Origin of the sequence: Bacteroides sp. AM37-9, assembly GCF_003603455.1 — a bacterium.
Classification (GTDB): Bacteria; Bacteroidota; Bacteroidia; order Bacteroidales; family Bacteroidaceae; genus Bacteroides; species Bacteroides xylanisolvens.
In genome coordinates, this window is sequence record NZ_QTNF01000013.1 from 1 (window position 1) to 24,967 (window position 24,967).

Annotated in this window: 23 protein-coding genes and 1 pseudogene; 14 read left to right on the forward strand and 10 right to left on the reverse strand. The window is 40.2% G+C overall.

What is annotated here, in order from left to right; translation table 11 throughout:
* Window positions 1-54: 54 nt before the first annotated feature.
* The 5 genes and pseudogenes from DW862_RS10940 to DW862_RS10960 all read right to left on the reverse strand — a co-directional run.
* Window positions 55-210: pseudogene (locus tag DW862_RS10940) on the reverse strand (RloB domain-containing protein); the annotation flags it as partial.
* A 6-nt stretch (window positions 211-216) separates the two neighbouring features.
* Window positions 217-1,368 (reverse strand): ATP/GTP-binding protein, encoded by a 1,152-nt coding sequence (locus DW862_RS10945; protein WP_225449765.1) that lies wholly within the window; start codon window positions 1,366-1,368, stop codon window positions 217-219.
* A 258-nt stretch (window positions 1,369-1,626) separates the two neighbouring features.
* The gene (gene galK, locus DW862_RS10950; protein ID WP_004314127.1) at window positions 1,627-2,781 is read right to left on the reverse strand and encodes a galactokinase; all 1,155 of its coding nucleotides are present in this window, start codon (window positions 2,779-2,781) and stop codon (window positions 1,627-1,629) included.
* 108 nt (window positions 2,782-2,889) lie between these two features.
* Window positions 2,890-4,200 carry an MFS transporter gene (locus tag DW862_RS10955; protein WP_117809531.1) on the reverse strand — a complete coding sequence of 437 codons (1,311 nt, stop codon included), beginning with the start codon at window positions 4,198-4,200 and terminating at the stop codon, window positions 2,890-2,892.
* Between the two features lie 52 nt (window positions 4,201-4,252).
* Window positions 4,253-5,350, reverse strand: coding sequence for an aldose epimerase family protein (locus tag DW862_RS10960; RefSeq protein WP_008021915.1), 1,098 nt, complete (start codon window positions 5,348-5,350; stop codon window positions 4,253-4,255).
* Between the two features lie 261 nt (window positions 5,351-5,611).
* Between DW862_RS10960 and DW862_RS10965 the strand changes: the two genes are divergently transcribed.
* The 4 genes from DW862_RS10965 to DW862_RS10980 all read left to right on the forward strand — a co-directional run bounded on the left by DW862_RS10965 (window position 5,612) and on the right by DW862_RS10980 (window position 9,449).
* Window positions 5,612-6,583, forward strand: coding sequence for a type I phosphomannose isomerase catalytic subunit (locus tag DW862_RS10965; protein ID WP_004313588.1), 972 nt, complete (start codon window positions 5,612-5,614; stop codon window positions 6,581-6,583).
* Between the two features lie 208 nt (window positions 6,584-6,791).
* Window positions 6,792-7,757 (forward strand): tyrosine-type DNA invertase cluster 3b, encoded by a 966-nt coding sequence (locus DW862_RS10970; RefSeq protein ID WP_120068297.1) that lies wholly within the window; start codon window positions 6,792-6,794, stop codon window positions 7,755-7,757.
* A 335-nt stretch (window positions 7,758-8,092) separates the two neighbouring features.
* The gene (locus tag DW862_RS10975; protein WP_008018120.1) at window positions 8,093-8,671 is read left to right on the forward strand and encodes a UpxY family transcription antiterminator; all 579 of its coding nucleotides are present in this window, start codon (window positions 8,093-8,095) and stop codon (window positions 8,669-8,671) included.
* A 28-nt stretch (window positions 8,672-8,699) separates the two neighbouring features.
* Window positions 8,700-9,449: a polysaccharide biosynthesis/export family protein gene (locus DW862_RS10980; protein WP_015531610.1), complete on the forward strand. Its 750-nt coding sequence runs from the start codon at window positions 8,700-8,702 to the stop codon at window positions 9,447-9,449.
* Window positions 9,450-9,452: 3 nt separating this feature from the next.
* Here the strand turns inward: DW862_RS10980 and DW862_RS10985 are convergent, their stop codons facing one another.
* The 3 genes from DW862_RS10985 to DW862_RS10990 form a co-directional block, all read right to left on the reverse strand.
* Window positions 9,453-9,866, reverse strand: a complete 414-nt coding sequence (locus DW862_RS10985) for an N-acetylmuramoyl-L-alanine amidase (protein ID WP_120068138.1) — start codon at window positions 9,864-9,866, stop codon at window positions 9,453-9,455.
* A 4-nt stretch (window positions 9,867-9,870) separates the two neighbouring features.
* A complete protein-coding gene (locus DW862_RS25905; RefSeq protein ID WP_004297473.1) occupies window positions 9,871-9,978 on the reverse strand; it encodes a smalltalk protein in 108 nt (35 codons plus the stop codon).
* A 122-nt stretch (window positions 9,979-10,100) separates the two neighbouring features.
* Window positions 10,101-10,589: a DNA-binding protein gene (locus tag DW862_RS10990; RefSeq protein WP_008021928.1), complete on the reverse strand. Its 489-nt coding sequence runs from the start codon at window positions 10,587-10,589 to the stop codon at window positions 10,101-10,103.
* 219 nt (window positions 10,590-10,808) lie between these two features.
* Here DW862_RS10990 and DW862_RS10995 point away from each other — a divergent pair, with 219 nt between their 5' ends.
* A complete protein-coding gene (locus tag DW862_RS10995; protein WP_004313208.1) occupies window positions 10,809-11,027 on the forward strand; it encodes a DUF4248 domain-containing protein in 219 nt (72 codons plus the stop codon).
* Window positions 11,028-11,208: 181 nt separating this feature from the next.
* On the opposite strand, the gene DW862_RS11000 is transcribed toward DW862_RS10995, so the two are convergent.
* The gene (locus DW862_RS11000) at window positions 11,209-13,041 is read right to left on the reverse strand and encodes a DUF3987 domain-containing protein (protein WP_120068141.1); all 1,833 of its coding nucleotides are present in this window, start codon (window positions 13,039-13,041) and stop codon (window positions 11,209-11,211) included.
* 36 nt (window positions 13,042-13,077) lie between these two features.
* Window positions 13,078-13,710 (reverse strand): BT4734/BF3469 family protein, encoded by a 633-nt coding sequence (locus tag DW862_RS11005; RefSeq protein ID WP_061448687.1) that lies wholly within the window; start codon window positions 13,708-13,710, stop codon window positions 13,078-13,080.
* 153 nt (window positions 13,711-13,863) lie between these two features.
* Here DW862_RS11005 and DW862_RS11010 point away from each other — a divergent pair, with 153 nt between their 5' ends.
* The 9 genes from DW862_RS11010 to DW862_RS11050 all read left to right on the forward strand — a co-directional run bounded on the left by DW862_RS11010 (window position 13,864) and on the right by DW862_RS11050 (window position 24,962).
* Entirely contained in the window at window positions 13,864-14,013 is a 150-nt protein-coding gene (locus tag DW862_RS11010; protein WP_008021935.1) for a hypothetical protein, read from the forward strand.
* Between the two features lie 150 nt (window positions 14,014-14,163).
* On the forward strand, window positions 14,164-15,570 hold the full coding sequence (locus DW862_RS11015; protein WP_120068144.1) for an undecaprenyl-phosphate glucose phosphotransferase: 1,407 nt from the start codon (window positions 14,164-14,166) through the stop codon (window positions 15,568-15,570).
* A 58-nt stretch (window positions 15,571-15,628) separates the two neighbouring features.
* Window positions 15,629-16,444, forward strand: coding sequence for a polysaccharide biosynthesis/export family protein (locus DW862_RS11020; protein WP_120068147.1), 816 nt, complete (start codon window positions 15,629-15,631; stop codon window positions 16,442-16,444).
* Window positions 16,445-16,450: 6 nt separating this feature from the next.
* Window positions 16,451-18,871 carry a polysaccharide biosynthesis tyrosine autokinase gene (locus tag DW862_RS11025; protein WP_120068150.1) on the forward strand — a complete coding sequence of 807 codons (2,421 nt, stop codon included), beginning with the start codon at window positions 16,451-16,453 and terminating at the stop codon, window positions 18,869-18,871.
* A gap of 297 nt (window positions 18,872-19,168) precedes the next feature.
* Complete coding sequence (locus DW862_RS11030) at window positions 19,169-20,701, forward strand: polysaccharide biosynthesis protein (protein WP_120068153.1); 1,533 nt, start codon at window positions 19,169-19,171, stop codon at window positions 20,699-20,701.
* Window positions 20,702-20,796: 95 nt separating this feature from the next.
* Entirely contained in the window at window positions 20,797-21,888 is a 1,092-nt protein-coding gene (locus DW862_RS11035) for a glycosyltransferase family 2 protein (protein WP_165861905.1), read from the forward strand.
* An 8-nt stretch (window positions 21,889-21,896) separates the two neighbouring features.
* Window positions 21,897-22,775: a polysaccharide pyruvyl transferase family protein gene (locus DW862_RS11040; RefSeq protein ID WP_055235450.1), complete on the forward strand. Its 879-nt coding sequence runs from the start codon at window positions 21,897-21,899 to the stop codon at window positions 22,773-22,775.
* Between the two features lie 37 nt (window positions 22,776-22,812).
* Window positions 22,813-23,982: a hypothetical protein gene (locus DW862_RS11045; protein ID WP_120068159.1), complete on the forward strand. Its 1,170-nt coding sequence runs from the start codon at window positions 22,813-22,815 to the stop codon at window positions 23,980-23,982.
* 5 nt (window positions 23,983-23,987) lie between these two features.
* A complete protein-coding gene (locus DW862_RS11050) occupies window positions 23,988-24,962 on the forward strand; it encodes an acyltransferase family protein (RefSeq protein ID WP_165861906.1) in 975 nt (324 codons plus the stop codon).
* Window positions 24,963-24,967: the final 5 nt, after the last annotated feature.

Below are 24,967 nucleotides of genomic sequence, written 5' to 3' on the forward strand. Positions count from 1 at the left end.
GCAAAGATATGGCGGCTAACAACTTATGTCAAGGCGGAAAATAGAATGGTTACCCTTGAAATAGTTAGGTTCAGTTCTTTCACCTTCACATACGATAAGGAAACTAACAGATACATTGCGTACTGCTACTTTTCTTCTTTTATCCAGTTTTGCCTGTCTTTGTTCTCTTTTTATTTCCTCAAACCGATGTTTCGGCAGCAGTCTACTCATTGTGTATTAATCTTTAATATATGGAATTGCGCCGTAACGTCCGTTGATATAATCTTTTTCAAAACTACGGTCTTTCCGAATCTTGTTTCCTTCCGGTTCTCTGAATTCTGCTAATGAATAGAGGTCGGTAGCTTCCGAATGATCTTTTTCCGTAAACCAAATCTGATCCCTACGGAATGTTTTTACATTCAGTAAATTGGTGTCGTGGGTAGCAAATATTAGTTGAGCTCCCTTGGGATTTGTTTTTGGATTGTTGAAAAGTTTAATAATATGTTGAGTCAGTAATGGATGGAGCTTGGAATCGAGTTCGTCTATAACTAGTAGACCTCCCAACGCCAATTGACCAATAACTAAGGCGGCCAAATCGAATAGTTTGTTAGTACCCGATGACTCATGCTCTTTCATGGAAAAGCGGGTTTCTCCAATGACTTCTTCCTGTTCATTATACAAATTATGTATGGTGTATGCTTTTACTTCTTTTGCCAACTTTTCATCTTCGGGAAGTTCAAATCTGTTAAACCCTACATTCATAGATTTCAAGAAATCTTGAATCTCTTGTTGAAAGCTAAGTTCTGGATTTTTATTATTACACATATCATTTGTAAATACAGACCAAGATTCATGGTCGATACCTGATATTACCCAGATACAGTCAATTTTATGAATAATTTTTTTGGCAATTTCACCGTTAAAAGAATCAATTGTAGATAAAAATAGTCCATTGTCACGTACCTTTTCTTCCAAACCTTTGCCTTCATTATACTCGTCAGCTATTCCGATTCCTTCTTCTGTACGAACAAATAAGCATTTTTCCTTTTTTGCTTTTCCCTCTTTTATATATAACCACTCTTCATAAACCTTCAGATTGTCTGCGGTAAAGCCATACGTATATGTTTGGTTATCTATCAGTATTTCTATTTCAAAAAATGATGGTTCTTGAGTTGATTTTTGGTTTAATAAGAAAGGAGTAATATTTAATTTATCTGTAGAACTCATTTTAGAAGAATAGTTGACTATCTCTCCAAATTTGCCAATCGCTTTTAAAAAGTTACTTTTTCCACTTGAGTTAGCTCCATAAATAACAGCTGATGGAAGTAGTCTATATCCTTCTTTTTCTATAACAGATTCATTCAATTCTTTAATAGCGGTAGCTTCCATGCTCAAAACCTTTTTGTCTTTGAACGAACGATAGTTGCCTACTGTAAAATTGATTATCATATTGTTTTTATATTAAGTTGTCTATTCTATAGAACATGGCAAAGATACGAATAGTTTTAGATAATTCTCTTAAAATGAGAATTTTTCTCATTTTAAGAGAATAGAGTTGAGATTGTGTGTTATTATGCCGTGTAAAAAATAAGGGCGGCTCCTATCACGGAAGCCGCCCTTCTTACTTATTTAATAACGAATAAATTCTTATTCCAATCTACGAGAACCGTCACCGATTACTACGTCATACACTTTCGGGCTTCTGCCGAATTTAGCTTTGAAAGCAGCTTTTGTTTTTTCAACGAAGTTGTCATACAACTCATCCTTAACAAGGTTGATCGTACAACCACCGAAGCCACCACCCATTACGCGTGAACCGGTTACGCCGTATTCTTTAGCGCAGTCATTCAGGAAGTCGAGTTCTTCGCAGCTTACTTCGTACAGCTTGCTCATGCCGTGATGAGTTTCGTACATCTTCTGGCCAACAGTTTCGTAATCATCCTTTTCCAATGCTTCGCAAACATCGAGTACACGTTGGATTTCTTCAATTACATATTCTGCACGCATATAGTCTTCAGCGCTGATATCAGCTTTCGCTTCTTCCAGCATAGCCATCGTACAGTCGCGCAGGAATTCTACGTGCGGATGTTTTTTCTGGATAGCGGCAACAGCAGCTTCACAGCTTTGGCGACGCTTGTTGTAAGCAGAAGAAGCCAGTTCGTGTTTAACCACTGAATCCATCAGAACCAGACGATAGCCTTCCGGATGGAATGGGAAATACTGATATTCCAGTGAACGGCAATCCAGACGGATCAAGCTGCCTGCTTTACCGAACACAGAAGCAAACTGGTCCATGATACCGCAGTTAACACCGCAGTAGTTGTGTTCTGTTGCCTGGCCCACTTTAGCCAATTCAAATTTATCTATTTTGTTTTCACCGAACAGTTCGTTCAATGCGAAAGCATACGTACTTTCCAAAGCAGCAGAAGAAGACATACCTGCACCCAGAGGCACATCACCTGCAAAAGCAGTATTGAATCCCTTCACGTCAACGCCACGTTTAATCATTTCACGGCATACACCGAAAATATATCTTGCCCAGCTGGCACGTGGAGCATCCTCTTCGTTCAGACCAAATTCTACATAGTCTTTCAAGTCGATAGAGTAAGCTTTAACCTTGTCAGTGCCGTTTGGTTTGATTTCAGCAATCATGCCTTTGTCTACGGCTCCCGGAAATACGAATCCACCGTTGTAGTCAGTGTGTTCGCCGATCAGGTTGATACGGCCCGGAGAAGCATATAAAAATCCAGTAGTTCCGTCAAAGTGTTTAATGAAGCGACTTCTTACGTATTCTGTATCCATGATATTTATATTTTAAAGGTGAATAATAATAATATAGAGAATTATGATTTCTGATTTCTGAATTATGAGCTATGAACAATTCATAATTCAGAAATCAGAAATCGAAATTTATTCCACAGGAATATCCTTGTTTACATTTTTGCAACCTACCAGACCGTAGAACAGCAGGTAAGCAAGTGCGGCGATGATAACCCAGTAGCTAGGCATGAAACCGGCGATGTCAGCTACCCAACCTTGGATAACAGGCAGGATACCTCCACCACAAACCAGTACCATAAACAGACCGGAAGCAGCAGCCAGATATTTTCCTAATCCTTCTACTGCAAGGTTGAAAATACCACCCCACATGATAGAAGTACAAAGACCTACTAATACCAAATACATAGCGTTGATAGGTACTTCAGCAAAACCGAATGACAAACCGCCGGTAGCACTCTGTTGAAGTACAGGCAGGTTAACCAATGTTCCGGTAGAAGAGAAGATAGCAAGGAATACTAAAATCAAACCCAGTGCAGATGTAAACGTAAGCATCGCTTTACTGGAAATTTTAGCACCGAGTGATGCGCCGGCCAGACGACCGATCAGCATTAAGAACCAATAAGTTCCTGCCACAAAACCGGAAATAGTAGAAGCAATGCCTGCTCCGCCTTTTTCTACGGGGTCTGTCAGGAATAGATTCAAAGTACCCGGTACACCAACTTCAATACCTACATATACAAAGATTGCAATAGCTCCCAGGATGAAATGACGGAACTTTAAAGCACCCTTCATCAATTTGCCGATAGGTTCTGTTGCAGCATTGGCATTAGGTTCGGGGATTTGTACAAACAGAAGTACGAAGAAAGCGAAAGCGAACACAGCCATAGCAGTGTACATCACAGGGAATATTTGAGAAATAGTGGCTTTTTCGATAGATCCGGCGATCAGGATACCTACAAACATCGGAGTAATGGTAGCCATTACAGAGTTGAAAGATCCACCTACCTGGATAAGCTGGTTACCTTTGTTACCTTCACCACCCAGTTTGTTCAACATCGGGTTTACAACAGTGTTAAGCAAACACATAGAGAAACCTGCTACGAATGCACCAATCAAATAAACGGCAAATGCCATTTCCGGGCTTGAATGACCGGATAAGAATTGGATACCTACACCAATGAAACCGATAGCTACTGCGATCAGTGCTGTTTTCTTATAACCCACGCGTTGCAACAGGATACCGCTCGGAATACCCATTACTGCGTATGCAATAAAGTTTCCGAAGTTTCCCAGCATACCTAATGCGTTTGATACGTCAAACTGGTTTTTCAACACGATACCCATAGGAGCAGCGAGGTTGGTAACAAATGAAATCATACCAAAAAGGAAAATCATCGTAATGATTGCAATGATTTTACCGTTCTTTTTTTCTTGTGTCATGGTTCAAAAAAAATGTTAGTTTATAAAATTAGGTTAGTTGTTTTTTCAAATCTTATTCTTCCACTGCAAATTTGTAGACAGTGATCTGTTGGTATTCATCACCCGGCAGCAAAGTAGCCGATGGGAAATGCGGTTTGTTCGGGGTATCCGGGAAACACTGTGCTTCAAAGCAGATAGCGCTTCTTGCAGGGAATGTAGCTCCGTGTGCGCCTTCAAATCCATTCAGCCAGTTGCCTGTATAGAGTTGCACGCCGGCTTCGGTGGTATACACTTCCATGATACGGCCGCTTTTTGGGTCTTTGCAAGTAGCAGCCAAGTCGAGTGAGCCGCTCTCTATCTTGTTCAGTACATAGCAGTGGTCGTAACCGGCACCGAAAATCAGTTGCTGGAATTTGTCATTGATACGTTCGCCTACGGTATGCGGAGTGCGGAAATCCATCGGAGTACCCTCTACTTTGGCAATTTCGCCTGTTGGGATAGAAACCTCGTCGATAGGCGTATAGAAATCAGCGTTGATAGTAACGATGTGGTCGTTGACGGTAGGAGTAGGAGTGGAGATACCGGCGAGGTTGAAGAAACCGTGGTTAGTCAGATTTACGACTGTGGCTTTGTCGGTTGTTGCGCGGTATTCGATAGTCAGTGCGTTTACTTCGTTTTCCAGGCGGTAGGTCATTTCTACTTCCAGGTTGCCGGGGAATCCTTCTTCGCCATCGGCAGAAACATAGTTGAATTGCACTGTGCTCTCGTCAAGTTGTATAGCGTCCCATACACGAGCGTGGAAACCGGTAGGTCCTCCGTGCAGGGAGTTAGGTCCGTTGTTGATTGTGAGTTCATGTTCTTCGCCGAACAGAGTGAATTTCCCTTTGGCGATGCGGTTGCCGTAGCGTCCGATAGTAGTGCTTAGGAAAGGTTCCGGGCTGTTGATGACGTGGTCGATGCTGTCGTGTCCGAGGATTACATTGGCATACTTACCGTTTTTGTCCGGTACCATGATAGAAAGAATGGCGCATCCGTAATTGGTTACAGCTACTTCCATTCCCTTTGTATTTTTGAGGATAAATAAATCAGTTTTCTTATCATTTATATCCTTTTGGAAATCTTTCCGGCTGAGCCCTGATAGATTCCCTTCTGTTGGGAATGTGTTATTCATGTCTGGTATTATTAAAAATTTCCTGCAAATAAAGGGAAATTCTTTCTTTCTCACAAATTATTCCGACTAAATATGACAGGTACTTTAGGAAAGTTTAGCTTTATTACTTCATGTTCTTTCGGATACGCAAAGCAAAAGAATCTTTCTTAAATGAATTTTCATCCTCCTTTTCTTAAAAACTGAACAATTTTTTGTATGTTTGTTCCCGGATTGTAACAATCCGAGCGAATTTAATCTAGGTTTATAACAAGAAAAACAAAAATGTATCCATTAAAATTCGAACCAATTCTGAAGCAGACGCTTTGGGGGGGCGACAAAATTATTCCGTTCAAGCACTTGAACTCTGACTTGAAAGGAGTAGGAGAAAGCTGGGAGATTTCCGGCGTTGAGGACAATGAATCCGTTGTGGCTAATGGCCCGGATAAAGGTTTAACCTTAGCCGATATGGTAAGAAAGTATCGTGAGGAACTGGTTGGTGAAGCGAATTATGCTCGTTTCGGCAACAAATTTCCGCTACTCATTAAGTTCATCGACGCCAAACAGGATTTGTCAATCCAGGTACACCCAACAGATGAGTTGGCGAAGAAACGCCATAATTCGATGGGAAAAACCGAGATGTGGTATGTGGTAGATGCCGACAAAGGAGCTAAATTGCGTTCAGGATTCTCTGAACAGATTACCCCGAAAGAATATAAAGAACGCGTGTTGAACAATACGATTACCGACGTATTGCAGGAATATGAGATCCATCCGGGTGATGTGTTTTTCCTTCCTGCCGGACGCGTACACAGCATCGGGGCAGGTTCTTTCATCGCCGAGATTCAGCAAACCTCTGATATTACTTACCGTATCTACGACTTCAACCGTAAAGATGCGAATGGCAAAACCCGCGAACTTCACACCGACTTAGCCCGTGAAGCCATCAACTACGAAGTGTTGGATGACTATCGCACTAAATACGAACCGTTGAAGGACGAACCGGTAGAACTGGTTGCCTGCACCTACTTTACGACTTCTCTGTATGACATGACTGAAGAAATCAGTTGCGACTATTCCGAACTCGATTCATTCGTGATCTTTATCTGTATGGAAGGATCCTGCAAGATGAGAGACAATGAAGGAAATGAACTGACTGTTAGTGCTGGAGAATCTATTTTGTTGCCTGCAACTACACAAGACATCACAATCACTCCTGAAGGAGGAAATGTGAAATTGTTGGAAACATACGTATAAGAGATTATTATACAGAATTAAAGTCATCCGACTTTGCTCCATTCTAGTGATGGACAAAGCCGGATGACTTTTTTTATTACCAATAGAGTAAAAAAGGCAGAGAAGTCTTTAACTATATTTATCAGAAAGTTTGCGTTGAAGACACAAAAAGATTCGTTCTTTTGCCACTTGCCAAGTGGCATAATATATAAAATAACTAGTGATGCAAATGATGAACAAAAATGGATTTAGCCGGTGTGCGGAATTCTACATCGGTCGTTTGCGAAAGGAGGGACGGCATTCTACGGCGCATGTCTACAAGAATGCCCTCTTCTCTTTCAGCAAATTTTGCGGCACGTCTAACGTGTCGTTCAGACAGATCACCCGTGAGCGTTTACGGCGTTACGGTCAGTATCTTTATGAGTGTGGCTTGAAGCCCAATACGATTTCTACGTATATGCGTATGCTTCGTAGTATCTATAACCGTGGAGTGGAAGCGGGCAGTGCGCCATACGTTCCGCGATTGTTTCATGATGTTTATACAGGTGTGGATGTCCGCCTAAAGAAGGCTCTACCTGCTACAGAACTGCATAAGCTTCTGTATGAAGATCCCAAAACGGAGCGTTTACGTCGTACGCAAGCTATCGCTGCTCTGATGTTTCAGTTTTGTGGAATGTCATTTGCCGATTTAGCCCATTTGGAGAAGTCGGCTTTGAATCAGAATGTGTTGCGATACAACCGTATCAAAACCAAAACTCCGATGAGCGTGGAAGTGCTGAATACAGCAAAGGAAATGATTAACCAGCTCCGTAGTAAGGAAAGTTCTCACCCCGATTGTCCGGATTATCTGTTTGACATTCTTCGTGGGGATAAGAAACGGAAAGATGAAAGAGGTTATCGGGAATATCAGTCCGCTCTTCGTCGATTTAATAATAATCTGAAGGACCTGGCAAGAACCTTGCATTTGCAATCTCCTGTCACTTCCTATACGCTTCGTCATTCCTGGGCAACGACTGCGAAGTATCGGGGAGTCTCCATTGAAATGATTAGTGAATCATTGGGCCATAAATCTATAAAAACCACACAAATCTATTTGAAAGGCTTTGAGCTTAAAGAACGTACGGAGGTAAATAAAGGGAATTTATCTTACGTTAGAAACTGCTGTGTAGGCAGAAATAAAAGCGTAAAGTTCTAATAATCAGAACTGATATATGTGTGTTACTTCTTAGGTAACGGAACTTAAATTTGACGCAAAGATAGACAAAAACATAAATAGTAAGCAAATATTCTTCCATTTTTTTTCGTTTTATCTAAAATATAGGAAAAAAACTATCCGAACATGAAATAAGATTATTTTCATGCCCTATACTTTTTATTGCCTAATCTCTGGATTCTTCCCGTTGAGTATTAGGCTGTTTCCTTCTTATGCCCTATTTCTATATGTGATTTCCATTTTTTGTTGAGATGTGTGCCTTGTGTATGTATTGTCCGTTACCTAAGAAGTAACGGAAGAACATGAGGTAAAAAAACATGATTTTAACAAAGCCGAAATCAATTAGTGCTGGGCCTAGCGATGGGACAGGGGAAGGCGTAGCACACTCTAAACGCTGGTATGTTGCTCTGGTTCGTATGCATCATGAGAAGAAAGTAGCCGAACGTTTAGATAAAATAGGGATTGAGAATTTTGTTCCTGTTCAGCAGGAAATTCATCAGTGGAGTGACCGGCGCAAGATGGTTGAGTCTGTCCTTCTTCCAATGATGGTGTTTGTACACGTTAATCCGAAAGAACGCAAAGAAGTTCTAAGTTTTTCTACAGTGAGCCGTTATATGGTGATGCGTGGTGAGAGCTCTCCAGCGGTGATTCCAGATGAGCAGATGGCTCGTTTTCGTTTCATGCTCGACTATTCAGAGGAAGCTATTTGTATGAACAGCTCTCCTTTGGCACGTGGTGAGAAGGTTCGTGTTGTGAAAGGACCTCTGACCGGGCTGGTTGGTGAACTGGTTAATGTAGATGGCAAAAGCAAGATTGCCGTCCGGTTGAATATGCTGGGATGCGCTTGCGTGAATATGCCTATTGGTTATGTCGAAGCTATCTGCGAGAAAAACTAGTACTCGTCATCATTTATCCACAAATTACATGAATATGAAGTTTTCTTGTGCTTTTGCACTGATATTCTCTTTCTTCTTCTTTTCAGCTTGTCAATCCTATAAGAAAGTACCTTATTTGCAGGATGCGGAGGTTTTGAAACAGGTGAATACGCAAGTTTCCCCTGTTCAGGACGCAAGGTTGATACCGGGAGATGAGGTTTCCATTCTTGTTTCTACTTCCGATCCGGTTGTTTCGCAGCCATTCAATGCACAAGGCAGTACCTTTTTGTTGGATGACCAGGGAAATATCAATTATCCGGTTTTAGGTAAACTCCCTTTAAACGGATTAACGAGTCGCGAAGCTGAAAACCTGATAACGGAGCGACTGAAATCTTACGTGAAAGAAAGACCTACGGTAGTAGTCCGTATGTCCGGTTTTAAAGTTTCGGTTTTGGGAGAAGTGGCCTCTCCGGGTGTTTATCCGGTGGTGAATGAGCAGATCAATGTACTCGAAGCCCTTGCCATGGCAGGAGATTTGACTATTTATGGTGTTCGTGATAATGTGAAACTAATCCGCGAAGACAAGAACGGGCATAAACAGTTTGTTACACTCAATCTGAACGACGCGGATTTGTTATTATCTCCTTACTATCAGTTGCAACAGAATGACATCCTGTATGTCACTCCCAATAAAACCAAAGCACAGAGCGCGGACATCGGAACAAGTACCACGATGTGGATTTCGGGATTTTCCATCTTAGTGTCTATTGCCAGTCTGCTGGTTAATATACTTAGATGATCCTTACAACTCTCCATATTCTTTGATACAGTTAAAACACGGACATTTCTTCATCGGATTTAAATCATGATGGCCTACAATCAATGCTTTGGGGAATCTTTTCCTCAATTCGCGGAGCAAAGCGAGCAAAGAACCTCGTTGCGCCAATGTACGTGTGTCTTGGGGACGTCCGGCAATATCCAGCCCTCCTTCGTAACAAATACCTATCGAATGGGTGTTATGGTCACGGCAGTGTGCCCCGACCTTTTCCAGAGGACGGCCCTGGCAAATTTCTCCATCGCGAGTGATATAGAAATGGTAACCGATGTCACGGAACCCACGGTGTTGGATATGATCTTGTCGGCAAGCCTCCGCCGAAAGGAATTTTCCTTCCGGCGTGGCACTGCAATGAATGATAATCAGCGTAATGGTGCGCATGGGGCTACATACAACTTTGTACTCCAATCAGGCCTCCGATAGCGGTGGCAACGGTGATAATCACTTTGATAATGAAGCTCCACACGGAGCGGGGAGAAGATGAATTACTCATAAATAAGAGGTTTTAAATAAATTAATAATAGTTTTCTTATTCACCACAGAGTACACAGAATTTTTTCACCATAGATTATTCCTTTTCTCTGTGTCCTCTGCGTCCTCTGTGGTGAATCTACCTTAGGCAGCCGGGTCAGGCGCTTCACCGCTTCCGCCCGGATTTGGATTCGGCGTATTGCCTGAATCGGAATCTCCACCAGGGGTAGTTGGTTTCTGATACTCCGCTTGCTGCTTCAGTTGACTGTCGAGTTTCAGGTTGGTAGTCGACAAATTACCGGTGGCACGAGCTTTAAGACGCATACCTGTGATGTTTTTCTCTAACGAAAAATCTTCCAGCGTATCAGCCGCCTTACTGCGGATGCCTACCCCAAAGATGGCAAGGTCGTCGATTTTCACGCATTTGCCGTCGAGCAGCAATTCTTTGATGCAGTCTACCATGTCAGAAAGTACACCTTTGATGACACCACCGGAATACGGTGAATTGTGTTTCGACATGTGTTCGGCAAGCTTGGCCAAATCAAACGTCTCGTCGCTTACCGCACGGGCGAACCACTTGCCTGCGTTCAGGCCTTTCTGCTGTTGGTTTTGATAAATTTTGTAACGAATCATAAAACAATAAATTAAAGGGTTAAACATATTGTCCGGGGATTCTTTTCCCTTCCGACAATACAAAGATACTACCCTGAAACATCGATAAATCAATTGTTTGCGATTGCACACGATTGTTGTCAATTATATGTCGTAATGGTCGTTTATTCAATGGAAAAGCGTTGGTTATGTGGTACTATTTTGTTATTTTTGTAACTGTAAATCAAAATTTTATCCATTATGACCGAATTCAAAATACGTGCCTATGGGCGCATGGAACTGGCGCAACTTTATTCTCCGACACTTACCGACATTGCTGCTTATCGAAAAATGAAGAAATGGATCTCTTTATGTCCCGGACTTCTGCAACGTCTGTACGACTTAGGGTACGAATCAAAGCGTCGCTCATTCACACCGTTGGAGGTGAGAGTGATTGTGGACGCTTTGGGAGAACCTTGAAGAAGTTGAGAGTTGAGAATTGAGAGTTGAGAGTTGAAAAATGAAAGTGGGAGATGGAGAGAGGAATAGAGGCGGTTTGTGTGGGATAAAGCGGTGCTTTATGGTTGCTAAACCTATGCTTTACGAACGCTAAAGCGATGCTTTATTAAAATACAAGAAATACACTTTTACCCCCCTCTCCCTAACACACGCACACGTGCGTGCGCGTATAGATGCCTTTATCGTCTGCGTTGGTAAACAATCCCTTTTTAATCAGACGATTCAACCAGCCGAAAGCAGTGTTAGGTTTGATTTTCATGATTGTAGCCTGCTCCGACAACTGTGCACGGGTGAATTGGTTGCCCATTGCTTCGAAAAGTGCATCCCGGTCGGCATTGGCTCTATGCTTGACTTCTGTGGAGGGAAGAAAAGACAAGATATGCGTGGCATGACGATAAAGCGGAGTTACAAGCTCCAGGACCGCTTTAAAATCTTCAGCGGTGATCGTTACATCCCAACGGGTGATAATGCCGTCTTTGATATTATCAGTGGCAATCTCCTTATCAGGAGTAAGCAGATGGATAGAAGAATTCTTGAATTGGTAAGGTTGATCACATTCCAATGCACGTATCATAGCTACTTCTGCCATGATACGGCACGTGTTGACAGCCAGTCGGGCGATGGAACTGCTCATTTCGTTGTCGTTGGCAAGTCCCGAACGGAAGAACAAATCGGAAAAGAGAGCGTTGAACTCTTGCTTTTGCTCGTCGGTGAGCCGGAGCGTATGGACTCCATGTGTTTTCATCAGGTCGAGTTGCTTTTTCCATTCCAGGCCTATGTCTGTGAAGATAGCTTCCAGATCGGCTTCGCCACTTTCAAACTGATTGATCCATGCCCATATACCATGCATATAATAAAACAGTTGGCGCGAGAACAAGCCGTTCTCTGTCGAGGGAATAAGTGGTTTCACTTGTGCGGGCGTACCGGAAAGCAGGACGGACAGATAGCTTTTCTTTACTTCCCGGTATTCCTGGTCGGTACGCCGGTTGTACGACAAACGGTCATGGTCGAACGCTTTGCGGAGCGTGTCGCTCCAGTGTCCGTATTCCGAGCCGATGGCAGCAGAAATAGTATCTGCTTCCGTTTCGCAGATAAGTCCTGTGCCGTTGGCATCCATGATATTTTGCAGAATACCTGTTCCGGTGTTATTGCCAGAGATGAGAAACATTCTGTTTTTGGGCATTTGGGGAGCTTCCACTTTGCTACACTCTTTTCCCATGACGTCGTAGGCGGCTTTCTCTTTTTTGTAAGCCTTGACCTCTGTCGCTACTTGTTGGCGGATCTCGTCATGGATAGGTTCGACGAGCAGACGGATAAGCGAAAGAATTCCCTTACCCGAGGCAGAAGGAGCCACGATAAAACTTTGCAGGCAAGGAGACTGGAGTTTGCCGGCGTATGGACATCTCACATATCGTTCCATGCTGGCACCTATGGCAGTCAATGCTCCAATCAGCATGACATCACGCTGCGTAGGGCTGGTGGCATAGCTCATGATGAGCAAGAGGATTTTCGGCCAGTCCGCTTCGGGGAAAGTGGGCAATGGCTGGTTGGGGTCACTACCGTTCAGCAGCTCTTCGGATTCGTCCGGTTCGTCATTCTCCACCTTATTATATACGTGTGCGTGTGTGAGAACTTTGGACGGTGTATTTTCCGTATTTTCTGTATTTCTACGGTTGTTCATAACTTCCGTATTACAGAGTTTCACATTGGCCGTCTCGGCAAGATGGAAAGCCGTACCCAGGTGTACTTCCCCATGCCGGGTAGTGAGAGCATTGGAGAATATCCGTTCGGCATGTTCACGTTGGTACTTGGCGGACATCCGGCACAAACGGTGGAAAAACTCGCGTCCCGCTTCTCCGCAATCTGTTGCGATGGCAAACGCCAGTTGTACATATTCAGCATAGGTAGGAGCAATATCCGCTCCTGCAGTTTCAACCGCTTCAGTGAGGCGGCGTAAAGATTCAATATCAGTCATTATTTTGATTTATGATTTATAATTTATGATTTATGGTTATTCGTTGGTGGCTCTAAATAATGCTCCCGGGTCATGGCAAAGGAAGCAGGATCTCACAATGTCTTTACCGGAAAAGTCCACGCCTTTTTTCTTTTCTCCGAAAGGAGGAGGTGTTCCTGTACCATAGATCATCACAGTGTATAACATTGCTAACTTCATTTTTTCCGTAATACAGTTTGCGTCATCGGCCATGGGTAAATGATTATAGGGTATGAAGGCTTTTACGCCCCGTCCGCTAGGACTGATAAACGTGAGCACAGGGTGGAGAAGAGGATCATTGAACAACGTCTTACGCATCTCCACTGCTTCCTGATAGGAGGTGAGATAGTCTATATCTACTACTGTTAGGAGGGAAGGATCTATGAGGCATTTGCTGCTGCGACGCGAGAATGTACCACAGGGAGTCACGTATGGTAATAGTGATGCTTTTGCCGTCCGTATATCTTCGGAGTTGCGTACTTGTTCGGTCAGAACTTTGAGATTCTCGTTGCAGGTAATCATTTGAAAGACTTGCTCTACGGAGACTTCGCAGCAGGGAATAAGCGTAGGAGGAGTAACTAGTTGTCCGTGTTCGTCTTTAATGGGCGCAATGGGAGGCATGAAATAAGACATTCTAAAATCGTTTGTCATAACGTATCTAATTATTTGATTATCGCCTTGAATTTTCAAAACGCGGGGCGAAGGTAGGAATAGCTTTTAAATCAACTGTTCTGACATATCAGAACAGTTATAGGTAGAATCATGTATTATTTAATAACTTTAACAATTAACAGAATTACAAAAATGAAAAAGTACTCTCATGTAGCACTCGGTCTTTTCATCGCCGAGCAGTTTAAGAAAGCAGGTGTGAAGATAGCTCCCATGTGCGCTGAAATAGGTTTGGGCAAAGCTGTCTACTATGCAAAGGTTATAAAAGGGGAGACGTTCGTTTAAGCCATTTCACCCGTCTTTTGGCTTACTTCTATGACTGTCATACCAAAGAGGAATTTCGAGCCAAAGCAATTGAATGGGTCGACCGTTATATTGATTATCGTGAGAAACACGGGTGATGGGAAAGAAATTTAATCAATTGATAATAAAATAATGCAGGAAGTCCAACGTTTCAATAAAGTCCTAAAATCGTTTGTCCTTCTAGGGGACATCATCTTATTGAACTTGCTGTTATGGATGTTTACTTCGATCTGGGAAAACCGGTCTCTATTTGAGTATTCAATGCCTCTTCTCCAGAACATGGCTCTGATGACTTTATGTTATCTGGTTTGCAACATCCGTTCAGGAGTGATCCTTCATCGTCCGGTGGTTCGCCCGGAACAAATTATGCTTCGGGTGGCCCGGAATATGATTCCTTTTGTCTTGATAGTCTTTGGGCTTTCATACATATTCCATTTTGAATGTGTCAATCTGCGTCAGTTGGGGGTATTTTATATAGTTCTCATTATCGTTATCATTTCCTATCGTCTGACGTTCCGATCTATTCTGGAGCTTTATCGCAAAAGTGGGGAAAATGTCCGAAAGGTAGTGTTGGTGGGTAGCCATGAAAATATGCAGGAACTTTATCATTCCATGACGGATGATCCGACATCCGGGTATCGTGTATTGGGATATTTTGAAGATTTTCCGTCAGACCGCTATCCTATGAACATAGCTTATTTGGGACAGCCGTGTGAAGCTGTTGATTATTTGACTCGTAATGCGGGAAAGGTAGACCAACTTTATTGTAGTCTTCCTTCCGCCCGTAGTGCTGAAATAGTGCCGATTATCAACTATTGTGAGAATCATCTGATTCGTTTCTTCAGCGTTCCCAATGTTCGGAACTATCTGAAACGGAGAATGTATTTTGAAATGTTAGGTAATGTCCCGGTACTTTCTATCCGTCGTGAGCCACTTGAATTATTGGAAAATCGTATGATGAAACGTGGCTTTGATATTATTTGCTCGCTACTGTTTCTTTGTATCCTATTCCCGATTATATATATCATTGTGGGACTGGCTATAAAGATAAGTTCGCCTGGGCCTGTTTTTTTCAAGCAGAAACGAAGCGGGGAGGATGGTCGTGAATTCTGGTGTTATAAGTTTCGCTCAATGCGGGTAAATGCTCAATGTGATACATTACAAGCTACAGAACATGATCCTCGTAAAACCCGAATCGGTGATCTGATTCGTAAGACGAATGTGGATGAACTTCCTCAATTTATTAATGTCCTGAAAGGGGATATGTCTTTAGTGGGTCCCCGTCCGCACATGTTGAAGCACACAGAAGAATATTCTCATTTAATAAATAAATATATGGTTCGTCATTTTGTAAAGCCTGGTATTACAGGTTGGGCACAAGTGACAGGTTTCCGTGGAGAAACGAAGGAGCTTTGGCAGATGGAAGGACGTGTGCAACGTGACATCTGGTATATTGAGCATTGGACGTTTCTTTTGGATTTATATATCATGTATAAGACTGTGTATAACGTAATCCGCGGGGATAAAGAGGCTTATTAGGCGAAGAGTTGGAATTTGAATAAAGATTAAATCAATAGTTGTAAAATTACATGAGTAGGTGGTTATGAGAAAATTGAAACGATTGACTTTGGGTGCGTTACTTGCTTTTTTGCTGGTATCCTGCCAATCATATAAGAAAGTGCCTTATTTGCAGGATACGGCTTTTGTGAATGATACAGAACAGAGTGTTCGTCAGACAGGTGTGAAGGTTATGCCCAAGGATTTGTTGACGATTGCCGTATCTTGTTCTACTCCGGAACTGGCTGCACCTTTCAATCTGGTAAATTCGGGTACTGCTAATGGAACAGAGGGAAAGACGGTAGGACAAAGAACTGCATCATCTGCTCTACAGCAATATTTAGTAGATAATCAGGGGAATATCAACTTTCCGGTGTTGGGCGAGATTCATGTAGGTGGATTGACTAAACTTGAAATAGAAAATCTGATTATAGATAAGTTGAAGGTTTATTTGAAAGAAGCACCGCTTGTAACTGTACGTATTGTTAATTATCGGATTTCGGTATTGGGAGAGGTTACTAAGCCAGGAAGCTTTGTAGTCTCTAACGAGAAGATTAATTTGTTGGAAGCGCTCGCCATGGCAGGTGATTTGACTATTTATGGTATGCGTGATAATGTGAAATTGATCCGGACAGGACAAGATAACAAGCAGGAAATTATTACTATGGACTTGAATAAGGCTGAAACGGTACTGTCTCCTTATTATCAGCTGCAGCAGAATGATATTATTTATGTGACACCTAATAAGACTAAGGCTAAGAATTCGGATATAGGAACCAATATGGGATTATGGTTTTCTGCTACTTCTATCTTGGTTTCACTTGCAAATATATTGGTAATTTTATTAAATAAGTAATTAGTAATGAAAGAGAATTCGTATAACAATAATATGAGTGAATTAGACGAAGAGAAAGTAAATTATCAGGAAATTCTCTTTAAGTATATCATTCACTGGCCTTGGTTTGTTGCTTCGGTTTTAGCTTGTTTGATTGGTGCTTGGGTGTATTTGCATTTTCAAACTCCCGTATATCAGGTTTCTGCTTCTATCATGATAAAGAATGATAAAAAGAATGGTGGTGGGAATACTTCAGATTTAGAAAGTTTGGGATTAGGTGGGGTGATTACTTCTACGCAGAGTATTGATAATGAGATAGAAGTGCTACGCTCAAAAACAATATTGAAAGAGGTCGTAAATAATCTGGAACTTTATATTACTTACTATGATGAGGATGAGTTTCCTAAAAAGGAACTGTATAAAACCTCTCCCGTAATTGTGAATTTGACAGCACAAGAGGCGGATGAATTGCCAAATGCAGCTTTGGTTGATATGGAGTTAGCTCCAGAAGGTAGTTTGGATGTGAATCTAAAGATAGGCTTGAATGAATATAATAAGCATTTTGATAAGCTTCCGGCAGTGTTGCCTACGGATGCAGGTACATTTGGGTTTACATTGAAAGATTCTTTATCAAATGGGAAGATAGTAGGGCAAAGTGTAGTACGAAATATCAGCACTGTAGTTTGTCAGCCATTTGGAGTCGCAAAAGGATATCAGTGGGCATTGGAAATAGCACCTACTTCAAAAACGACTTCTGTAGCAGTTGTTTCATTGATGAATACGAATATACAGCGAGGACAGGACTTTATCAATAAGTTGATGGAAATGTATAATCGGAATACGAATAATGATAAAAATGAGGTTGCCGAAAAAACAAGAGAGTTTATCAATGAACGTATTAAGATTATTGATGAGGAACTTGGCACTACGGAGGATAAATTAGAAGCTTTTAAAAGAAATGCTGGATTGACGGATATCAGTAGTGATGCCCAATTGGCTGTATCGGGAAATGCCGAATACGAAAAGAAACGAGTGGAAAACGGTACGCAGATCAATTTAGTTCGTGATCTTAATAAATATATCAATAATCCATCGAATGAGTATGAGGTGTTACCTAGCAATATTGGTTTATCTGATAATGGGCTAACTACCCAAATAGATCGTTATAACGAATTGATTATTGAACGTAAGCGTTTACTTCGTACTTCTACGGAGAGTAACCCGATGATTGTAAATCTGGATACAAGTATTCGTGCCATGAAAGCAAATGTAAAAGCTGCTATTGATGGGACTTTACAAGGCTTGCTTATCGTGAAGGCTGATCTGGATCGCGAGTCCAGTCGTTTTTCCCGTCGTATCAGTGATGCTCCGGGACAGGAGCGCCAGTATGTAAGTATTGCACGTCAGCAGGAAATCAAGGCTGGGCTTTATCTGATGCTTTTGCAGAAACGTGAAGAGAATGCTATTACTTTAGCCGCTACTGCGAATAATGCAAAGATTATTGATGAGCCAGCAGCTGAAGGTGCTCCTGTTTCTCCTAAGCCTAGGATAATCTACTTAATTGCTTTAGTGGTAGGAGTGGGGTTGCCTGTTAGTATTATTTTTTTAATTGGTTTGACTAAATTTAAAATAGAAGGGCGTGGTGATGTAGAGAAGTTAACAAGTCTGCCTATTGTAGGTGATGTACCGTTGACAGAAGAAGCAAACGGTTCTATTGCTGTGTTTGAGAATCAGAATACTTTAATGAGTGAAACTTTCCGTAATCTCCGTACTAATCTTCAGTTTATGCTTGAGAATGATCAGAAAGTGATTTTAGTGACTTCGACAGTTAGTGGTGAAGGTAAATCTTTTATTTCTTCCAATCTAGCAATAAGTCTTTCTTTATTAGGAAAGAAAGTAGTGATTGTGGGGCTTGACATTCGCAAGCCCGGTTTGAATAAAATTTTTAATATTCCGAGGAAAGAGCAGGGAATTACTCAATATCTGTCGAATCCGGACAAGAATCTGATGGATTTCGTTCAGCCTTCGGATGTTAGTAAGAATTTGTTTATTCTTCCAGGAGGAACTGTACCACCTAATCCAACAGAGTTATTAGCTCGTGATAGTTTGGATAAAGCGATTGAGGTATTGAAAAAGAACTTTGATTATATAATTTTGGATACTGCCCCGGTTGGTATGGTAACTGATACTTTGCTCGTAGGTCGTGTCGCTGATTTGTCAGTTTACGTATGTCGGGCAGACTATACTCGGAAAGTAGAGTTTACCTTGATTAATGAATTGGCTGATAGTAATAAGTTACCTAATCTTTGTACTGTAATCAATGGTCTGGATCTTCAGAAGAAAAAGTACGGTTATTATTACGGTTATGGTAAGTATGGCAAATATTATGGCTATGGCAAGCGTTATGGCTATGGTTATGGAGAACAACATAGGGTAAAAGACGAATAGTTTGTTGAAAAAGATTTCGTTGTGATATGATATTTCACGATGACGAAAACATCGTTTTATAGAATTGCAGATGTAAGGTAAAGATTAGATTGATTATCTTTTGAACGAACAACTTACCACAGCCATTCGAATTTTTAAAGCTTGTCACTACATAAGTTCTTTCAGTGTTAAATGCCACTTCTGTCAGTGAATATTACAAAATAATTTAAAGCTCAAAACTGGCTGTGATACCTGCAAGGGCATTATGACCATATAGTAAAATAAAAGTCTTTTTATTCGAAGGATAAAAATCTGATTATGCCTACTCAAAACTCAATTGCAAAAAATACTTTATTTCTCTATGTGAGAATGCTTCTTTCACTTACTGTATCTTTATATACAGCTCGTGTTGTTCTTGATGTCTTAGGGGTAGACGACTATGGTATTTATATAGCAGTAGGAGGAATAGCTGGTTTTATGAGCTTTGTCAATAGCGCATTGGGCAATGCTTCTACCCGTTTTATCATGTTTGCATTAGGAAAAGATGATAGGTTGAATATGGAGAAAACCTTCTCTACTTCACTAACGGTTCATATCATTTTGGCTTTCCTAATCGTTGTCTTAGGTGAAACGGTAGGCTTATGGTTTTTACATCATAAAATGGTAATACCTGTCGAACGTATGTCTGCAGCGATATGGGTATATCATGTATCTATCATTACCGCATTTTTTACCATTACACAAGTGCCTTTTACAGCCACAATCAATGCTCATGAGCACATGTCTGTATATGCATTTGCCTCCATTATAGAGTCCATATTGAAACTGACTATTGTCTTTTTATTAACAGTTTTCCAATACGATAAGCTTATTGTGTATTCTTTATTGTATTTTGCTGTGACGCTATTTATGCTGATGTTTTATCGTTTCTATTGCCAGAAACATTTTTCTGAAACGCATTATAAACCTCGACTATATGATCGCAATGTTTTTAAGGAAATTAGTGTATTCTCTGGATGGAGCTTACTAAATTCTAGTGGTATAGCTTTTATTGGGCAAGGTGTTTTACTACTATTAAATATATTTTTTGCTCCTGCTGTAGTATCAGCTAGAGCTATTTCTCTCCAAGTAAATGGGTTGGCAATGCAGTTTTCAAATAATTTCAAGGCAGCAGCAAATCCTCAAATTGTCAAGCGATATGCCAATAACGAAGAGGATAGTGCAAAGTCACTTGTGCTTAAAACTGCAAAATATAGTTGTTTTCTTATGTGGTTTCTTGCATTGCCTATTTGTCTACTAGCGTCTCCCTTATTGCATGTATGGCTCAAGATTGTACCTCCATATACAGTGTTGTTTATTCAATTTGTTGCGATACAAAGTTTGTTTTCCACTTTGCAATCTTCTCTGTTTATGGCTTTTTATGCAAAGGGGCGTTTAAAAATAAATACCATTTTTACTACACTTATTTATTTTATACAGTTTATTGTTGTCTATATCCTATTTGAATTAGGTTATTCTCCTATATCTTTGTCGATAGCTAGTTTACTGACAGATGTGCTTTTGGGAGTTGTATTGCAGCCTATCTTGTTGAATAGAATGTTGGGATACTCTTTGCCTGATTTATTGCAAGTGTTCATTCCATGTGTAAAGATATCATTTTTCTCTGCTATTTTACCACTTATACTCTATTGCCTTGTAGATGTCCATACCATTATAGGTTTCTTTATTATTGGATTTTCTTGTGTGGTTAGCATCGCTCTTACTGTTTGGGTTTGTGGATTGGAAGAGGAGATACGACTCAAGGTTTCGGAAAAGATTCGAAATCTTGTTTACAGCTATATTCATAAGTAAGTTTTTTAATGATGAAAGTAGTATAAATAATCTACAAGATTCTGGTGCTTTATTAAATGCAGAATTGTTTTTTTAATGTCTTGGAAAGTAATCATATGAAAAAAGTATCAATTATTATACCTGTTTATAATGTAGAGGCATATATTGAAGATTGTATTGCTTCTGTAATGGCTCAAGATTATGAACAGTTGGAAGTCTTGGTGGTTGATGACTGTACACCTGATCAAAGCATCTCTATCGTGGAAAAAATGATTAATGCTTATGAGGGATCGCATACTTATCGGATTATCAGGCATGTAAAGAATGGCGGGTTGTCTGCAGCTCGTAATAGTGGGCTACATGAAGCGTTGGGGGAACTAATCTATTTTTTAAATAGTGATGATTATATCTGCGAAAGGGCTATTAGTAGCTTGGTTGAGCTTTACAATCAAACACAGGCAAGTATTGTAGTTGGTAATTTGAAGATAGTGGATCATCAGACTGGGGAGGTGGTACGTAATTCTATTCAATTGCCACTTTCTTATTATTTCTTTGATTCTTTGAGAGATTTGTATGCTTGTCGTGAGATCGTTGAAATGGATTTGAATGGAATAGCTTGGAATAAACTTATAGAGAAAAACTTTTTGTTGGAGAATAATTTATTCTTTGATATTGGTATGCTTTTTGAAGATGATATATGGAGCTATAAAGTATATTGTTGTAAACCTAAGATTGCAGTAAGTAGTATCCCAACTTACGTATATAGAATGCGTCCTAGCAGTATTATGACAACATTTACTGAACACCATTTTTATTCTTCTGTGAAGTGTGCTGATATTGCTATTCTTTATGGACATCATGTGCAACAATCTTCCGACCATTGGTTTGTAATAAATGGAATAGAACGTTATATTATTGGAGCGTTGTACAAATCCTTTGATAAGGTGAAATCAAAAGATACATATAGTAGACTTTATCGCAGGTATAGAAAAAAACATAGGCCTTCTTTTGAATTGTGGAGTAATCTTCATGTACCATTAGCTACTAAGGTGAAAAGTTTACATTATTTGCTACCGTGTATATTGGGTGAGAAGCTCCTTTTGTGTTTTTTGAAGCGGCAGCAGAAAATAATGCGAAAACTCTATCCTCATCAAGCTGCTCTTCCTACTATTGAGCTAAGTGATTCTTTTTGGAATGAAATTGAATAAATTGTACAATGAAAAGGAAGATAAATAAAATATTACGTATGATAAGGAATTCTTTTATAGAGTTCCTCCAACGCCCAGTAGTAGTGAATGCTAGTTTAAGCATTGATAAAACGGGTGAGGTGTATCATTCTAATTGGGGAGATGATATTAATTCTTTTTTTCTGGAAGCGATTTCTTTGAGGCCTGTTGTGTTGTATCATGAATGTATATTAGCCAAATTATTTAAGAGAGATAATTATGTAGTGATAGGTAGTACTATAGATATGTTGGTCAATCGACAATCTATTGTTTGGGGTGCAGGACTCATTCAAGAAAACCCTTGTAATTTAGTAATGCCTAGGAAAATTTGCGCCGTTCGTGGTCCAAAAACACGTGAAGTGTTGTTGAAGCATGGGATAGAGTGTCCAGCTATATACGGAGATCCGGCTTTGTTGTTGCCTATCTATTATCGACCTCGTACACGAAAAAAGTATAAGTTGGGCATTATTCCTCATTATACGGAACTGTCTTTGCTTCCAGAACATTTATTAAATAGTGAGGATGTATATGTAATTAGAATACAAGGTTATCAGCATTGGCTTGGTTTTGTGGAAGAATTGAATGCTTGTGAGTATATTGTTTCTTCTTCTTTACATGGATTGATTTTGGCAGAAGCGTATGATATACCTAATTGTTGGATGGAGCTTGAATGTGCGCAACAGCGTTCACGTTTTAAATATGATGATTTCTATGCATCTATAGGTAAACAGATTGTCTCGCCTTTTGTAATGAATAAAGAGATGACGGTTCAACAACTCATAGAGCAATGTCAACAATGGTCTCCTGGAACAATAGACTTACAGCCACTTTTGAATGCATGCCCTTTTGAACTTAAAATAACTCTTTGAGTTCAAAAAATCTAAAATCATAAATTGTACAATAAAAATGCAGAAGATTATTATTCAAAGTATAGAAAAAGAATTGCCCAATCGATTACTTTATAGATTGACAGTAGGCGACCAGCAAGAAGAAGCACATATTGAAGTAGATAAGATGTATGCTGACTATTTGGTGACTGATAGAATAGATTCTTTGGTTTGGGGACTATTGCAGTTTGCTATAAACAAAGGATATGATATTGAATCTGCTCTTCCTATTACGGAGGATCTTTGGTATAATTTGGAGATGAATCTTATAGATCCGTTGGCTGCTAATCCCGGGATGCATAGAATACATATTCAGGCTCCTTTAGTGCCTGTCATGAATCATGCGGGAATAGTAGCCACCGGCATTTCATGCGGTGTGGACAGCCTGTACACTATTGCTACCCATGGGGAGAATGTGCCTAAGCCCTATCGCCTTACTCATCTTTGTTTTTTTGATGCAGGTTCGCATAATACAGGATTACAAGATGATTCATCAACAAAACTATTTCAAGGACGTATGGATTTGTGCCGACGTTTTGCCGAAGAATATAACTATGGCTTTATACTTATTAAGAATGATGTTTATGAATTACTGAATAGACACGGGGGATATTCTCACGTAGAGAACCATACTTTTATGGCATTATCTTGTATTTATGCATTACAAGGAGCATTTGCTAAATACTTCTATTCAGCAGGTTGTAGCATTAGAGAATTTTCTTGTGTGAAATCAAAGGAAAATTTTCGGCTGGATGCAGCGCACTATGATATACTTACATTAAATTCAGCGTCTATTCCAGGACTTGATTTTATTTCAACAGGGGGGAGTCTGGATCGAATTGCAAAAACAAAAACTATAGCGGATTATGATCCTGCATATAAATATTTGAATGTGTGTGTTACTGCTGTAGAGAATGATTCTACTTGTTTTAAGTGTGTGCGTACAATGTTGACTTTAGATGCTTTAGGAAAACTGGATAAATTTAGTGCTGTTTTTGATGTCCAGTATTACATGAATCATCGAAAAAAATATATTGAAAGAATGTATGCTGATGGTAAGTTTGGGAATGATGAATCTTTATTATTATTATTTCCTCTATTCAAATCAGAGTTAACTATTAGGGTGAAGATATCGGCTATTATACATAAAGTTCAAAATGCTGTTCGATGTAGAATCTTTAAGAGATGAATAAAATGCGCAAACGAAATGAGTGGGATGTGTTAAAGTGTCTGGCAACGCTGCTGGTTGTCATAGGGCATATTGTGATTCTTTACAAACAAGGGGGGAGTTTTCCGGCAATGGAGAATCGCTATTTGGCTATGTTTGCTGATGTGATTTATTTGTTCCATATGCCTCTGTTTGTGACAATCAGTGGGGCTGTATATGCCATCGGTAAGCAGTCGGGGAAATATCAAGATTTCAAAAGTCTTTTGGTGAACAAGGTTAGGCGCTTGCTTGTGCCCTATTACTTTGTGGCTTACTTATTTGTGGTTCCCACTATCTTGGGGCTAGAAATGAATCGGTTTGAAAGTAATATCGACTATTTTATAGAAATCTTTCTAGGAACTAACTGTAGACATCTTTGGTATCTCTGGGCTCTGTTTTGGATGTTCATAATTGTACGCTTTTGTAAAGGAAGATATTTGGGTAATACTATTTACTGTTTGACTATTGCGATGATACTCTCTGTGGGATGTAGTTATTGGGTGGGTACAGATTGGTTCAGCTTTCGGATGGCTCTGCATTATCTTCCTTTTTTCTTCTTAGGTGAATGGTTAGTCGCAAAAGGTAGAATTTCTATGAAGATGTGGAAGCCTGTGACTTTGGTGTTATTGTCCGGCTGTGTACTGAAATTGACGGATAGTAGGTGGATGGATTCACTTTTTAGTCTTTGGATGAATGTCGGAATTGTAGTTGTTATTTGCTTGTTTGTTCGCAAGGTCAGCGTCGAAAAGTTTTTTTCCCACTCCTTTAATGTTCTCATTCTTCGGGATAGTTTTGGAGTTTATCTTTTTCATGTTCCCGTCATCTATATTATGGTATCGTATCTTCAAAACTATCCTATTTATGTGTTACTTCCGTTGGTGGGAGTTGTTTCTATCATAGGCAGTCTATTTTTTACAATGATTTTACGAAAAATGAGATTGCAATGCTTGATGGGTGAATAATGTTT